The organism is Aquimarina macrocephali (assembly GCF_051627225.1).
Classification (GTDB): Bacteria; Bacteroidota; Bacteroidia; order Flavobacteriales; family Flavobacteriaceae; genus Aquimarina; species Aquimarina macrocephali.
The window spans coordinates 4088786-4104795 of record NZ_CP151795.1 but is presented as its reverse complement, the minus strand read 5'-3'; the positions used below and the strand labels follow the sequence as shown (position 1 = coordinate 4104795).

Sequence of the window (16010 nt, the reverse complement as noted above, 5' to 3'; positions counted from 1 at the left end):
TATCTAAGCAATTAGTTAGCGAATAAAGAAGTAACTATTACCCTAGCAGCAACTTGACTACCAGATAAGGAAGGATGAAATTGATCAGGACTGTAATATGAAAAGTCGTTAGTTTTATCAAAATGTTGTTTCCAAATTTTCCCTACCGGGCACAATATTGCATTATTCTTGATAGCTGCATCGGTATAGTTTTTAATAACACCTTCAAAAGTATGATAATATACCCTTGATGGCCATACCATAAAATAGGCCAGTTTGGCATCATTTGCATTACATAAGTTACTATACCCTTTTCCTGAGTTAAGAAGCATTTCTCTTCCATCAGCCTGGGAAGAAGGGCCTTGCTGTATAATCACAAAATCGAATTTCTTTGTTTTAATCAGACGTTGAACCTCTCTGTCTGCCCAATGATCTATGATAGCATAATTAGGCTTAGCCAACATTGTAGTGGTAACAATTATCCCTTTATTTTTAGCTTCTTCTCTTACTAGTTTGGGTAAATCATTACTATAAGTCAAACTATTACCCACAAACAAGAGGCTATATTCTTTATTCGATATATCACGTTCATCTCCTTGCTGGTCAAAACTTTCGATTTCTGATTCTTGAGTAACATGAGTTGATGAACAAGATATGCACACTATGAATAATCCAATAAATATTACAACCGTTCTCTTAATCATCATTTTTTATTATGCTTTATTTATTAAATAAACCTATCATCTTGTTTTACATTAATAAGTACATAAGTTTACGTAAATATTCCGATCCCAGAGATAAATGATATTGATGAACCATTTTTTGCTAATAATACACTAAAAGTTGATATCTATTATACCAAAAACTTTCAATATTTTAATCAACCACTAATGGATTATAACATAATATAATACCCCATAACAAATTGCAATAGCCTATTTACATACGAGATTTATACATTTGAACTTTAACTCAAAACTGCATTCTAAGAAACAAATTTGTAGTAATTTTAAATGTTCTTTAAGCGCTTCTTTTTTAAAAAACAATTCTTATCCATTGTTAGGAATGTATCATACTAAAATTATGAAGTTATTTTTCACTACTTTAAAGTCAAATTGGCATACCTGGTAGGGAATACACAAGGTAAAACGTTATAATTAATACTATCAATAAAGAGGCTTTAATATATTGAAATCAAAATTTACTTTTTCAATATATCTTTTTACTGAAAGAAAAACCGCTTAAGTATAGTCTAATGATCTACAGATTAAAAGTTTTCAAAAAAGTTGCAGATTTTCTAAGTTTTACCAAAGCTGCCAAAATACTTTTTATTACCCAACCTGCGATAACAAAACATATCAACGAATTAGAAAAACATTTTGGTAAAGCATTATTTAACAGGCATGGCAACAAAATAAGTTTAACTTCCGAAGGAAAATTATTACTACAATACACCAATAAAATACTAAGTCTATATAATCAATTAGAAGATGATTTTTTGGCTTTGAACAGTAAATTCCCCGATAAGATCACTATTGGAGCAAGTACTACAATTTCTCAATACATTTTACCTAAAATATTATCAAAATTTAAAGCAAAATACAGCACTACCAATATCACTCTTCTCAATAATAATTCTGAACATATAGAAGCATCAATTATTAATAAACAAGTAGATATTGGTTTTACCGAAGGAAACACTTCTAATCCATTATTGCACTACGAAACATTTGTTTTAGATGAAATCGTTTTGGTAACCAGTGCCGATAACACTTCACTAAAAAAACAAGAAATTACTTTAGAAGAACTCAAAAAATTACCATTAATACTAAGAGAGAAAGGTTCTGGTACCAGAAACGTGATAAAAGATACTTTAGGAAATTCTGGTATAGATATTAAACAATTATCTATAGAGATGACTCTGGGAAGTACAGAAAGTATCAAAACCTATTTAATGCACTCGGGTTCTTACTCTTTTCTATCTATTCATTGCATTACAGATGAACTAATGAATAATAAATTAAAAATTATTGATATTACTTCTTTTACTATTAAGCGTGTTTTTCATATGGTAAATTTACATGGCGAATACTCCAATACAGTAGAAAAAACAAAGCATTTCTTTGCTGCCCACTATAACCAAATGGAATAAGGGATTACAAATTGTAATAAAACTTATTCTATAAAAATATTCAAATTTGCATCTGCAATACAATATTAACAAGATGTAGACGAATATTTTGATGAAAGAAAAAGCTACTCAACTTACCAGAATAATTATATTTTCTCTAATTATTATAGCATGTTTATGTTCGATTATAAATAGCTCTGTAGCATTATTATTAGGTTTTTTATATGCCAATTTATTCGGAAATCAATTTCTTGCATTTAACAACAAGGTCATTAGTTTTTTACTGAAACTTGCCATTATCGGAATTGGTTTTAATCTCGATATTCAGGAAACATGGGGTATTGGGCAAAATGGTTTTATATATACTATGATTTTTGTAGCTTTTGCTTTATGCATTGGGATTTTATTAGGAAAAACCTTTAAAGTAGAACAAAAAACAGCTCATCTAATTTCATCGGGAACGGCCATTTGTGGCGGAAGCGCAATTGCTGCAATTGCATCTACAATTAACGCCCCAAAAGAAGATATTTCTATTGCCTTAAGTATAGTTTTTATTCTTAATGCTATAGCACTATTAGTTTTCCCCACTCTAGGACACATATTTAATTTATCTGAATATCAATTTGGTCTATGGAGTGCGATTGCTATTCATGATACCAGTTCTGTAGTTGGTGCTGCACAAATTTACGGAGAAGAAGCTTTAAAAATAGCTACAGTCATTAAGTTGGTTAAGACGTTATGGATTATTCCCGTAGCTATTTTTTCTTCTTTGTTATTTAAAGGCGAATTCGATTCAAAAAAAATACCATGGTTTATAGCAATTTTTGCTTTGGTAATTATCATAAATAGCTATTGGTCTATCTCAAGTACAATTACAAATTCGGTATATACGATTTCAAAATCAATATTCGTAGTTGTTCTCTTCCTGATAGGAACGAATTTATCTATTTCTAAAATAAAAGCGGTTGGGTGGAAACCTGCAGTTCTAGGAATATCAACATGGTTTATTATATCAACAATCTCATTAATTATAATACTTAATTTATAGTCTAATTCTATAATATAATGATCATAAAAATAAAACATAAAATAATCAGAGAATACGTAGGTATAGTACATCTGATATTTTTATTAAAGCCCCTTTTTAGATTCCCCTTTCCAAATGTATCCGGGTTACATTATATATACATCTGGGAAGATATAGTAATAGTACCTTAATCTGTCTAAAAATAAGTCGGTTGTTTTACGGTTAGGTAGTATTTACTATTTTATGTTAAGCCCTCTAAAGCTAGCTTTAGAGGGCTTTTCTTTATTTCATTACAAAGTTTAATATTTTATTTTTAAGATCAAAGTTCCAATACTTTTGCTTTGTATACTTCAAAATAAAATATTGTCCTTATAAATTATAAAAACATTAATATTCACATTATCAGAAACATCTGTAACCATTCTTGTATTTCATTGAGAAAATAATACGAGCAAGGTTTGAGGTTTCTCAACTATGATAAAAAGAAAATTATTTTATTGAAGTCAATTCCAAACAGAGAATTACAAATCATTTTGTAACTTTAAGTAGAATTAACCAGTACGTATGTCTTTAACTTTAGAAAAATTTGGAATCTCATCAGAAAAAACATTATTATTTCTTTTTATTCTAAAAAAAAATGGAGAAATAATTTCTTTCAATAATAGGTGTGAACTATTATTTCCTCTGGATAAAAATAAAATCGAAGGAAAGCTCATTACCGATTTTATAATTGATAATGATGTATCAGTGTTTTTAAATTCGGTATCTGGTTTATCTGATGACAACCCACTCATCAATGTATCTTTAAACTTCCCTACCGAAAAACAAGGAGTTGTATCAATAAAATTTGATTTCAAACTACATAATAATTTGATTTATGCAACAGGAATAGATACTACAGAAGAATACAAAGAACATAGAGCGTTATTAACTATTTCAAAGCTTGCCAAAACGGGTGCCTGGTATTTTAATCCCAAGAATAATGAAATGTACTGGTCTGATGGTTGTTACTTAATAAACGAACTAAGTTCCTGTACTCCTATAACAAGAGAAAAGGAAATTAGCTTTTACCCCAAAGATGCAAGAGTAAGAATAAAAAGTTTCCTTGACAACCTCATCAAAGACAAAGAAACTTATGAGTATACAGAAAAAATTATTACTGAAAAAGGAAATGAAAAATGGGTTAAAGTTGTAGGACAACCCGTTATTTATAAAGATGAGGTTGTATATGTAAACGGAACTATTACGGATGTTACAGATCGGTACAATTATATTGAAAAGCTAAAATATAGCGAAGAAACCAAACATTTGGCTTTAAAAGGGATACAATCTGGATTGTTTGATTATCATGTAAAAAGGAATGAAGTTTTTTATAGCTCAGATTTTAAAAAAATGTTGGGATTACCTCTGGATCAGGATTTTGTAGCAGAAGAAGAGTTTAGAAAAATGATACACCCAGATGATGTAGAAAAAATGCTTACTAGGCGATATGATAACTTTAATCAAGAAGGTAATTACTATTATAATTACTATCGACTTAAGCATATTAATGAAGGGTATCGACATTATGAAGTGTACGGTTTCAAAAGAAAAAATTCAAAAGGAGAAACAACCCGAATGATTGGTAATTTGATCGATGTTCATCAAAAAAAGATCAATGAAAAAACTATTGTAGAAAGCAAAAATCGATTGCAGGCAATCGTTAATAATGGATTTGCATATACAATTTTGTTAGATACCAAAGGGACAATTCTAATGACTGATGAGAAATCTGTAAAAATTATAAAAAGAGATTTTAATGTAAATCCAAACGAAGTGTCTTGCCGTTTTATAGATGTTATGCCTCTTAATTTCAAAAATTCCTTTGCTCATGAATTTAATGAAGCTCTAAAAGGAAATATTGTAAAAAAAGAAATAGAACGCATTACTTATAAAGGTGATTTACAATGGCTTGAAGCCAAATACACTCCTGTTTTTGACCAAGGAGAAACGGTAAATTCTGTTCTTGTTAGTTTTCTGGATATCACAGAACGAAAATTAGCTGAAATCGCAATTAAAGAATCACATATTAAAGAACAAGAGCTAAATAGCCTTAAATCAAATATATTATCCAATTTTAGTCATGAAATAAGAACTCCGCTAAATGGTATAATGACTGTGAGTAAGCTATTACTGGACGAGGAAAAACCCGACGAAAGAGAAAAACTCTTGGAATATTTGGAAGAAAGTAAAAACAGACTTCTGGATACAATCAATAACTTATCTAATTTTAGCGAAATAGAAGCTATAAAAAAGAACATAAACGTACAAAAATTAGACATTAACTATACTATAGAAACTTCGCATAGAGAATATAAACATATGGCCGAAGCAAAGGAATTAACTTATCAATTAGAGCTTGATAAGACCAGTCCACAAGTTAGGATAGATAAAGATTTATTTAGAGCTGCAATAAACAATATTATCCATAACGCCATTAAATACACTAACAAGGGAAGTATAATTATTAAAGTTAATTCTAAAAATTCAAAAAATAATGTTTATATTTCAATAACTGATACTGGAATTGGAATAGACAACGAAAATCTTAAGAAAATTTTTGATCCTTTCATGCAAGAAAGTATCGGTATGAGTCGTAAATATGAAGGAACCGGTATTGGCCTAAGCTTATCTAAGCGATATATTGAAATCCTGGATGGGAAAATAGAAGTAAAAAGTGAAATAGGTAAGGGTACCGAGTTTAATATTATAATTCCAAAATGCCTATGAATGTTCTCTACGTAGAAGATAATAAGATAAATGCAATGGTAATGGATAAAATGTTATCCAGAAACGATTCAAATGTTATCATTGCAGAAAATGGTTCACAAGCACTTAAAGTTGTGAAAGAAGAAATGCTTGATCTTATCCTGGTTGATATTAACCTGGGACTTAATCAAATGGATGGCTGTGAATTACTTCAAAGATTCCGTAAGTTGGAAATTCTTAAAAACATCCCTGTTTTTGCAGTAACTGCCTATGCTATGCCAGGAGATGAGCAACGTTTTATCAATATCGGGTTTGATAATTATTTCTCAAAGCCTGTAAATTTTGATCAACTTTTATCGGTAATATCAGAAATAGGTACATCCCAACCTACATAATTACAGAAATAACTATTATAAAAATCAAAAACTATATTTTGATTATCTAATCTGGTTAAATCGTATCCCTAGTTGTTTTTCGAGTTCTCTTATAACCTGTACTTCTGATTTGGTTATTAAAGCCAAAGATAGGCCTGTTTTTCCTGCTCTAGCTGTTCTACCACTTCTATGCGTATAATATTCTATTTGATCTGGTAATTGAAAATGTGCAACAAAAGCCAAATTAGCAACATCAATACCTCTTGCGGCAACATCTGTGGACACCAGTAATTGTAAAGTTTTTTTTCTAAAAGCTCTCATTACCTTATCCCTATCTTTTTGTGTCATTTCTCCTTCGAGAAGACCTACTTCATAATTTTTAGCTTTCAGTTGTTTATGAAGTGTACGAGCAGCAGCTTTAGTTCTTGTAAAAATAATTCCCCTACCCTCTTTTTGTGTTTTCAGAAAATACGTAAGCGTATCTAATTTGTTAACCTCATCACCTACTACAAATTGATGATCTATACCTTTATTAACAGCTTCATCTTTATCAATACTTATTTGTACTGCGCTTTTACTAACATAAGAATTAATAATTTCGTTGAGAGAAGATGGCATCGTTGCAGAAAAAAGCCAAACATTTCTATTTCCTTTGGTTTTGGACAAAATTGTAGTAAGATCTTTCTTAAATCCCATACTTAACATTTCATCCGCTTCATCCATAACCAATGTTTTGATCTCAGAAATATCAACCGCTTTCCTATTAATTAAATCTATAAGTCTGCCGGGTGTTGCTACAATGATATGTGTAGGTCTTTTTAATCTCGAAAGCTGTCTTTCAATTTTTTCACCACCATATACCGATTCGGTAAAAATCTTATCCGTATACTTTGTGAACTTAAAAAGTTGTTTTGCTATCTGTTGACCCAATTCGCGAGTAGGAGCTAAAACCAAGGCCTGTACATGTTTTTTAGAAGGATTAATCTGGGATAATAACGGAATTCCAAAAGCTGCAGTTTTTCCTGTTCCAGTTTGAGCTTTCCCAATAAAATCGGTCCGTTGACTCATTAAAACAGGAATTGCCTGTTCTTGAATCTTTGTAGGAACTGTAATTCCCATCTCTTTAAGACCTTTATTAAGATCTTTGGGTACTCCTAACTCTAAAAACGTCATACATATCTGATTTAAGTTGCAAAAGTAATTGAATATCTATTCATAATTCAACTTAATCAGAAAATAACCAGCATAATTATTAAATCCTATTAACAAGCAATACTCATGAAATAGTCAAAGAGTTGCTTTTTCATAGTTAATCCCTTTTTATGAAAATGAGATTTATTCATACAAAAACCGCCAGAGCAGTTAAAATCAGATCCTTCATCAGAGAAAATGATATCCAACAAAACTACTTCACTGGCATGATCATGATCATGCTCTAAATGATGATGTTCGGTTTCAACGATATTAAAATCGTAAGAAAAAACCTTCTTTTTAGTACATGTTTGATTTTGGATCAAGATAGGATGATCAGAAAGAAAAGAAAATATATTTTCCTGTTCGTGATTAGAATGATTGATGGTAGTACTAGATTGAGAATTAGCTAGATTAGCAATTAACAAAAAAACCAGTATAAGAGGATAGCGTAAAAGTTTATTCATACAATTGATATTTTAGGGACCATGAAGTAATCGTAATCGAATTCAAAACAATAATATTAAGTAATTTCCTACAACATTGATTTTAAATTCATCGGCAAAGTACACATATGTTCGCTAAAAAGCAATAAAAACTAAACTTTTAACATTTATAAAAGTAAGGTAATACCATCAAATCGTATGTAAAGCCTATCAAATAGCTCCACATCTCTATGTTAAAACAATTTGAGGTCGTCTGATAAATGGTTAGGCAAACCTAATTGGGTTCCTATATGAGCATTCAATTCTTTAATGAAATACTTAGAAAGTAAAGGCGATTCTACTTCTAGGTTTTGATGCACAAAAAAGTGTATCTGGTTAATTCCCTGATCTTTCCAGGTAGAAAGTCTCTTTACCCAATCGTCTAGCCTTGTATAATCTGTTTCATGATTTGCTCCAACATACCTTACAAAAGCTTCATCATTGGTTAAACGCATGTGCAGTAAATCTCTTCTACCCGCTGTGTCTGTAATGATATTCGATATATTGTTACTTTCAAGAAGACTATATAACTCATCGGCTACCACTAAATCATTAAACCAATCTGTATGCCTAAACTCTACCGCCAGACGTATTTCTTTAGGCCACTTTTCTATAAATCGAATAACTCTGTCAAAATTTTTAGGAGCAAAATTACCATGCATCTGTAAAAATATAGTTCCTAACTTTTCTTTTAGGTGAATTACATTAGATAGGTATTCATCAACATAAGGCTCTACATCTTCATTTAATCTTTTTAGATGAGAAATATTCTGTACAAGTTTTGGGAAAAACTTAAATCCCTCCGGAGTTTTATCGTACCATTTTTTGAATTGATCTTCAGGAAAAATTCTATAAAATGTAGCATTCAATTCGATACTATTAAACTGCCTCGAATAATACTCTAGTTCATCTTTGGTTCCCCTGGGATAAAACCCTTTTAAATCTTGTCTATTCCATTTGGCACAGCCAACATAAGTCGATAAATTTTCTTTAGCTGTAGTATTTAAAATTCTTACCGTATCCTTATGATCTTCTGGTAAGCTAAAATCTATGATATCAGGATATTCTACTTTGCCAAATTTCATGCACCTGGTTTTTTATATTTATTTGATGAAAATTAATTAAAAAATTAAGACCTTGGGTAATTACTTCACCCTTATTACTATAAAAGATTAAAAAAAGTGTAACAAAAATATAACTCGATTGACTAACTATTACAACAACATCATAAAAATCACAACTAATGAATGCTTTAAAATCTATTACAGTAGCTCTTGTATTAGCTATCTCAACATCATTTTATGCACAAACTGCAGATGAAATAGTTAATAATTACTTCGAAAATACAGGAGGAAAAGAAAATTGGGAAAAACTAGAAGGCATTACTATGAAAGGAGTAATGAAAATGCAGGGGATGGAAATTCCTTTTGAACAAGTTATGATGAAAGATGGGCGCCAGTCTACCACTATTGAATTACAAGGAAACAAGATGATCTGGGCAGCATATGACGGAAAAGTCTCATGGTCTAGAAATCAACAAACTATGGAAGCTGAAAAAAGCGACAATGAAGCCACAGAAAATATGAAGAAGCAAATGAAAGATTGGCCTTCTCCATTTTTAAATTATAAAGAAAAAGGATATGCCATAGAGCTTATTGGTAATGAGACTGTAGATGGAACCGATACCTTTAAAATAAAGGTAACCAAAGATCCTATTACGGTTAATGGTGAATCACAACCTAATATTTCTCATTACTATTTTGATACCGAAAATTTTGTACCTATTATAATTGAAGAAGAAATTCAGGAAGGTCCAATGAAGGGTCAGAAAATAAAAATGTCTATTAGCGATTATCAGGAAGTAGAAGGATTATACTTCCCATTCTCACAAAGTAGTCAATTCCAAAGTATGGATTTTAAGGAGTTCAATCTCAATCCAGAAGTAGAAACTACATTATTCGCTTTCCCAGAAGGAAAATAAACACAAATCATAATCCCCAAATTAAAAACTTGGGGATTTTTTATTCTAAATTAACAACCAGTAATTATGAACAAACAATTTATAATTGCAAGCTTGGCTATACTCTTTTCCATACACTTGCAAGCACAAGAAGTTGTTCTAAAAGGCAAAGAATTATTCGGAAACCTTGAAGCACGACAAATCGGACCCGCACTCATGAGTGGTCGAATTATAGACTTAGAAAATCACCCTACTAATGATAAAATACTATACGCCGGTACTGCTGGTGGTGGGGTTTGGAAATCCTCGAATGGAGGAGCAAGCTTCTCCTCTGTATTCGATGATCATGCACAATCAATAGGAGTAGTAAAGATTGATCCCAACGATCCAGACAATACCATTTGGGTAGGAACGGGTGAAATATGGACCAGAAACAGTGTTTCTATCGGTGATGGTTTATACAAATCCACAGATGGTGGTGCGAACTGGAAAAAAATGGGGTTTGAAAATTCAGAACGAATTGGTAGTATAGAAATTAACCCAAACAACTCTAATGAAGTCTATGTAGGAGTCTTAGGAGCATTATGGGGAGATAGTGAAGACAGAGGAGTATACAAAACAATAGATGGAGGAAAAACCTGGGAAAAAATACTTTACATTAATGAGAAAACGGGAGTCAATGATCTTATAATGGATCCCAAAGATCCTAATACGCTCTATGCTGCAATGTGGGAGTTTAGAAGGACTGCATGGGGATTTAATTCTGGAGGACCTAGTAGTGCACTGTACAAATCTACAGATGCAGGAAAAACATGGAATAAAATCCACAATGGCTTTCCTAAAGGTGATCTGGGTAGATTTGCATTGGCAATAGCACCTTCAAACTCTAAAATAGTATATGCTGTTGTAGAAAGCAAAGAAGATAAAGGACTATATCGTTCTGATGATGCAGGAGCCAATTGGAAATTATTAAATGGAGATTTTGGCTTAGTCGTGAGACCTTTCTATTTCGCTAGAATAGTTGTAGATCCAAAAAACCCGGATATTCTGGTTAAAGGAGGATTGTTTGGTTCTATCTCTAGAGATGGAGGAAAGACATTCAAAAACTTGGGGAACATGCATGCAGATATACATGATATTGTTTTTGACATCAACAATTCAGACAGAATGTATGTAGGAACCGATGGTGGAGTCTACAGAAGCTGGGATGGTGGATCAACAATGGATATGGTGGATAATTTACCTATTTCTCAATTCTATCATATTAGTGTAGATAATGAAGAACCCTATAATATTTATGGTGGTCTGCAAGATAATGGTTCCTGGTGGGGGCCATCTTCTTCTCCAGGAGGTATAGAAGCTCGTGACTGGAATCGTGTTGGATATGGAGATGGATTTAGAGTATTAAAACACCCTGCCAAGAATATTATATATTCTGAAATGCAAGGAGCACAAAATGTTTGGAGATATGATGTAAACAAGAATTACACCAAAAATGTTGCCCCTTTACCTATTAAGGGAGAGGCAGATTTACGCTTTAACTGGAACGCTCCAATGGCTGTGAGTAATCATCAACCAGATCGGTTTTATATGGGTAGCCAATTCCTTCATGTAAGTGAAGATATGGGCGATAACTGGAAAAAAATATCACCAGACCTAACCACCAATGATCCTACAAAGCAAGATAAAGAATCAGGAGGTATCTCTACAGATAAATCGGGAGCCGAAACTCACACTACAATTTTTACAATTGCAGAGTCCCCGATTGATCAAAAGGTAATTTGGGTAGGAACCGATGATGGTAATGTACAGGTTACACAGGATGGCGGAGCGACCTGGACCAATACAGTAGCTAATATTCAAGGAGTACCAAAAAATACCTGGGTATATCATATAGAAGCTAGTTCACACAATAAAGGAACAGCATATGCTGTGTTTGATGGTCATGCATCGGGAGATATGAATACCTATGTATATAAAACATCAGATTTTGGAAAAACATGGAAATCCCTTGTGACAGACGAGATTATAGGGTTTGCAAGAAACATTCAGGAAGATTATGTAAATGAAGATTTACTATACTTAGGTACCGAGTTTGGATTGTTTATATCCATAAATGGTGGTGAAAACTGGTCTCGTTTTACTAATAATATGCCTGCTGCTGCAGTGCATTTTATTGATCTACAGAAAAAAACTAATGATTTGGTATTAGGAACCCACGGTAGAGGTGTTATTATTATTGATGATATATCTCCTCTAAGACAAATAAACCAACAAGTTCTTGTTAAAGATGTTCACTTTTTTGATACCAAACCCTCAATAATCAAAGAAGAAGGTGGTTTTGGTGGCGGAAGTACAGAACTTCAATTTATAGGTGATAACCCAAGCTCTTCTGCAAAAGTTATCTACTACCTCAAAAAGAGACATACTTTTGGAAAAATGACACTATCTGTCCAGGATCAAAATGGTAATGAGATAGTAAGCCTTGTTCCCGGAAAAGCTAAAGGGATTAATATAGTAACCTGGAATTTCAGAAAAAAAGGACCTAAAGTAGCTGCAGGAAAAACATTCACCTTTGGTGGATTCACTGCTCCAAGAGTTTCTGCTGGGACTTATAAAATAGTGCTTAAAAAAGGTAAGAAACAATATGAAAGTGCGATAACATTATTAAATGATCCCACCTCATTAATTTCAGAAAAAGACAGAATTACTCATAATAAAACGACGCAAGAGTTATTTAATGACATGGAAGATCTGGCATATCTGGTTCATAAAATTGATCAAAATATAAAGAAGTCCGAAGCAGTATTAAAAAAAGATCCGGCTTCGCAAAAAGTTACTTCTGCCGTTATTAAGGAACTAAATACCTTAAAAGAAACTCTGGTAGTAACCACGGGTGATAATTATGTTGATGAAGCTGAACCCCAGCTGAGAGAAAAATTATCTGATTTATATGGTGAAGTGGCAGAGCAATTCGAGAAACCTTCATTTGCTCAATTAGAAAATCAGGAAGTATTAGAAACAAGATTAAATGAAGCTAAAACTGCATACGAGAAAATCAATGGTAAGCAGGTAGCTAAACTTAATAAATATCTTGAAAAAGCAGGGAACACTCCTGTCAAAATTTTAAGTAAAGAAGAATTCTTAAAAAAATAAACTAAAAAACATCTTGTTGCATAAAAGCCCTCTATAATAGGGGGCTTTTATTATATATAACTTATTGTTTAGGTAATGTAACAGAAAAATAAAAAGATTAGATTAGTATAACAAAACATCCCATATAATATATGTAACTCTATTATTGTTTATAAGTCGTTTAAAACTCTAATCACCATCTTGATTTTTGAGCACAACAAATACTTATTTTTAGTAAACCTTCTTTATTATGGAAAACAGGGAATCAAATTTATTGGCAATACGACCACAGTTATTAAATGCAAGAGTTTCTGAAAACATGTCTAATGATGAGCAATTTCAGAACAAAACGATTAGGCCTATTATAAAACTACAAGGAGGCCTATTAATCGAAGTATTTAAAAACTACATTAAAAAAAGAAAGAATACTTTCTACGAATTATCCTTAGAAAAACGTTTCGATTTTATTGAAAATGCTATCCAAAAGGACATGAAATTCAGAAATAGTTTAAAAGGAATGATTATAGGTCAATTTACTGTAGAAGAATACCAGGCCTATATGGAAAATTCTTCTGCATTAAACAAACGAATGATGAGTATCGTAAAAGAGCGCCTACAAGATAATATACAATTATTAGAGTATAAGGTAGCATAATTGATGATGATTCTTCATATCATAATACACTGTTAATTGTGGTAATGCCGTAGTAGAAAACAGGACATTTCATATATCTTTAAAAGTATAATAACTTTTAAAACCTATAGTCATGTTAAATAACATTATGAACCTTAATGGTGTTGAGAAATTAAACAGGAAACAACAATTATCTGTTAATGGAGGAAGAAAACAATGCATTGATCCCAGAACTGGCTTGTGTACAGATTATGGGCGTCATTGTGCAGAACTAGAATGCGTTCTTATAATCGACTAATTCTGTATTTTATATCAAAAAAAGCTGTCGTTTATTAGCGACAGCTTTTTTAATACGATAATATCGTTTTTCTATTTGCTCAAATATTCTAGTACATTCTCTTCTATCCTTCCTTGTATATCAGAGACATCTTCTTTTATAAAAGATACTCCTGTTATATTTTCATATAATTCGATATATCGTTCAGAGACAGAATTAATATATTCATCTGTCATCTCAGGAATCTGTTGACCTTCTTTACCTTGAAAACCTTTACTAATTAGCCACTGTCTTACGAACTCTTTAGATAATTGTTTCTGTGATTCCCCATTCTGTTGTCGTTCTTCATATCCTTCTTCATAAAAATAGCGAGAAGAATCCGGAGTGTGTATTTCATCGATCAGTACAATTTTACCATCTTTTGTTTTACCAAACTCATATTTGGTATCCACAAGGATCAACCCTCTTTTTGCTGCAATCTCTGTTCCTCTTTGAAAAAGTTTACGTGTATAATCTTCTAAGATGAGGTAATCTGTTTCAGAAACAATTCCTTTTGATAATATTTCTTCTCTAGAAATATCCTCATCATGCTCTCCATTATCAGCTTTGGTAGAAGGTGTTATGATTGGTTGAGGAAACTTATCATTCTCTTTCATACCATCGGGCATAGATACACCACACAATATTCTCTTATCGGCTTTATATTCTCGAGCTGCATGACCAGAAAGATAGCCTCTAATCACCATTTCTACTTTAAAAGGTTGGCATAAATGCCCTACAGCTACATTTGGATCTGGAGTGGCTATTAACCAATTTGGCACCAAATCTTCTGTTTCTTTCATCATCTTGGTCGCAATTTGATTAAGAATCTGCCCCTTAAAAGGAATTCCTCGTGGCATTACTACATCAAACGCAGATAAACGATCAGTTGCAATCATCACCAAAAGTTCATCATTTATACTATATACTTCTCTTACTTTCCCTTTGTATACTGATTTTTGATTAGGAAAATTATAGTTTGTATCTACAATTGTATTCATTACTTAGGTTTCGGGTTTCGGGCTTTAATTTCAATTAGAAACTAAAAACCTGAAACTATTTATCCATTTCTATGTTCTATCTCTTTATAAGCTGCAATTACCTTTTTTACCAATTTATGGCGAATCACATCTTTGTCATCCAGGTAAATCATACCTATCCCCTGTGTGTTTTTAAGCACTAGTAGAGCTTCTTTAAGTCCAGAAGTAACTCTTCTTGGTAAATCTATCTGTCCAGGATCACCTGTAATAATAAATTTAGCATTTTTTCCCATACGCGTCAGAAACATTTTCATCTGTGCATGTGTTGTATTTTGTGCCTCATCAAGGATCACAAAAGCATTATCCAATGTTCTACCTCGCATAAATGCCATAGGTGCGATTTGTATAACTCCTTTTTCTATATAACTGTCGAGTTTTTCATTAGGGATCATATCACGTAAAGCATCATATAAAGGTTGCATATACGGATCCAGTTTCTCTTTAAGATCTCCTGGTAAGAATCCGAGATTTTCTCCAGCTTCTACTGCGGGACGTGTAAGAATAATACGTCTTACCTCTTTTTCTTTTAGTGCCTTAATAGCTAGTGCAACACTGGTATACGTTTTTCCGGTACCTGCTGGACCAATAGCAAAAACCATATCGTTCTTTTTACAAGTCTCCACCAGCTTACGTTGGTTAGCAGTCTGAGCCTTAATTAGTTTACCTCCTACTCCATGCACTAATGTTTCTCCACTGTTAGGCGATGTTTCATAATCTGCCTTACTCACACTGGTAAGCACTCGCTCTATTGCATTCTCATCCAGCTTATTGTATTTGCTAAAATGCTCGAGAAGCATATTAAGACGCATATCAAACTCTTTGAGCATGTCATCGTCTCCATACACTTTTATTTTACTGCCTCTTGCTACAATTTTTAACTTAGGGAAGTACTTTTTTAATAATTGAATATTGCTATTCTGAAGTCCGAAAAACTCTCTCGGATTGATTTCTGTAAGTTCTATAATAAGTTCGTTCAAAAGCTATACGAAT

The 16010-nt window shown here is 32.2% G+C and carries 14 protein-coding genes; 8 read left to right on the top strand and 6 right to left on the bottom strand.

Features of this window, described 5'->3' with window-relative positions:
• Window positions 1-11: 11 nt before the first annotated feature.
• Entirely contained in the window at window positions 12-686 is a 675-nt protein-coding gene (locus AAFU52_RS17920) for an SGNH/GDSL hydrolase family protein (RefSeq protein ID WP_438422916.1), read from the bottom strand.
• 548 nt (window positions 687-1234) lie between these two features.
• Between AAFU52_RS17920 and AAFU52_RS17915 the strand changes: the two genes are divergently transcribed.
• The 4 genes from AAFU52_RS17915 to AAFU52_RS17900 all read left to right on the top strand — a co-directional run bounded on the left by AAFU52_RS17915 (window position 1235) and on the right by AAFU52_RS17900 (window position 6280).
• Window positions 1235-2131 (top strand): LysR family transcriptional regulator, encoded by an 897-nt coding sequence (locus tag AAFU52_RS17915; RefSeq protein ID WP_024771148.1) that lies wholly within the window; start codon window positions 1235-1237, stop codon window positions 2129-2131.
• A 91-nt stretch (window positions 2132-2222) separates the two neighbouring features.
• Window positions 2223-3158: a YeiH family protein gene (locus AAFU52_RS17910; protein ID WP_024771149.1), complete on the top strand. Its 936-nt coding sequence runs from the start codon at window positions 2223-2225 to the stop codon at window positions 3156-3158.
• A gap of 543 nt (window positions 3159-3701) precedes the next feature.
• Window positions 3702-5906 (top strand): ATP-binding protein, encoded by a 2205-nt coding sequence (locus tag AAFU52_RS17905; RefSeq protein WP_438422915.1) that lies wholly within the window; start codon window positions 3702-3704, stop codon window positions 5904-5906.
• Entirely contained in the window at window positions 5903-6280 is a 378-nt protein-coding gene (locus AAFU52_RS17900; protein WP_024771151.1) for a response regulator, read from the top strand. The genes AAFU52_RS17905 and AAFU52_RS17900 overlap by 4 nt, the downstream gene beginning before the upstream one ends.
• Window positions 6281-6322: 42 nt before the next feature.
• Here the strand turns inward: AAFU52_RS17900 and AAFU52_RS17895 are convergent, their stop codons facing one another.
• From AAFU52_RS17895 to AAFU52_RS17885, 3 genes are all read right to left on the bottom strand, one after another.
• On the bottom strand, window positions 6323-7432 hold the full coding sequence (locus AAFU52_RS17895) for a DEAD/DEAH box helicase (protein ID WP_106792965.1): 1110 nt from the start codon (window positions 7430-7432) through the stop codon (window positions 6323-6325).
• An 89-nt stretch (window positions 7433-7521) separates the two neighbouring features.
• Window positions 7522-7917, bottom strand: a complete 396-nt coding sequence (locus tag AAFU52_RS17890; protein ID WP_438422914.1) for a hypothetical protein — start codon at window positions 7915-7917, stop codon at window positions 7522-7524.
• Between the two features lie 212 nt (window positions 7918-8129).
• Window positions 8130-9020 carry a DUF72 domain-containing protein gene (locus AAFU52_RS17885; RefSeq protein WP_438422913.1) on the bottom strand — a complete coding sequence of 297 codons (891 nt, stop codon included), beginning with the start codon at window positions 9018-9020 and terminating at the stop codon, window positions 8130-8132.
• 158 nt (window positions 9021-9178) lie between these two features.
• Here AAFU52_RS17885 and AAFU52_RS17880 point away from each other — a divergent pair, with 158 nt between their 5' ends.
• From AAFU52_RS17880 to AAFU52_RS17865, 4 genes are all read left to right on the top strand, one after another.
• Complete coding sequence (locus AAFU52_RS17880) at window positions 9179-9916, top strand: outer membrane lipoprotein-sorting protein (RefSeq protein ID WP_438422912.1); 738 nt, start codon at window positions 9179-9181, stop codon at window positions 9914-9916.
• Between the two features lie 66 nt (window positions 9917-9982).
• Window positions 9983-13051 carry a WD40/YVTN/BNR-like repeat-containing protein gene (locus AAFU52_RS17875; RefSeq protein WP_438422911.1) on the top strand — a complete coding sequence of 1023 codons (3069 nt, stop codon included), beginning with the start codon at window positions 9983-9985 and terminating at the stop codon, window positions 13049-13051.
• Window positions 13052-13280: 229 nt separating this feature from the next.
• On the top strand, window positions 13281-13685 hold the full coding sequence (locus AAFU52_RS17870; RefSeq protein WP_024771157.1) for a hypothetical protein: 405 nt from the start codon (window positions 13281-13283) through the stop codon (window positions 13683-13685).
• Window positions 13686-13797: 112 nt separating this feature from the next.
• A complete protein-coding gene (locus tag AAFU52_RS17865; RefSeq protein ID WP_158237243.1) occupies window positions 13798-13962 on the top strand; it encodes a hypothetical protein in 165 nt (54 codons plus the stop codon).
• Window positions 13963-14033: 71 nt separating this feature from the next.
• Here the strand turns inward: AAFU52_RS17865 and AAFU52_RS17860 are convergent, their stop codons facing one another.
• Window positions 14034-14981, bottom strand: a complete 948-nt coding sequence (locus tag AAFU52_RS17860; RefSeq protein WP_024771158.1) for a phosphoribosylaminoimidazolesuccinocarboxamide synthase — start codon at window positions 14979-14981, stop codon at window positions 14034-14036.
• 59 nt (window positions 14982-15040) lie between these two features.
• Window positions 15041-15997 carry a PhoH family protein gene (locus tag AAFU52_RS17855; protein ID WP_024771159.1) on the bottom strand — a complete coding sequence of 319 codons (957 nt, stop codon included), beginning with the start codon at window positions 15995-15997 and terminating at the stop codon, window positions 15041-15043.
• Between the last annotated feature and the right edge of the window lie 13 nt (window positions 15998-16010).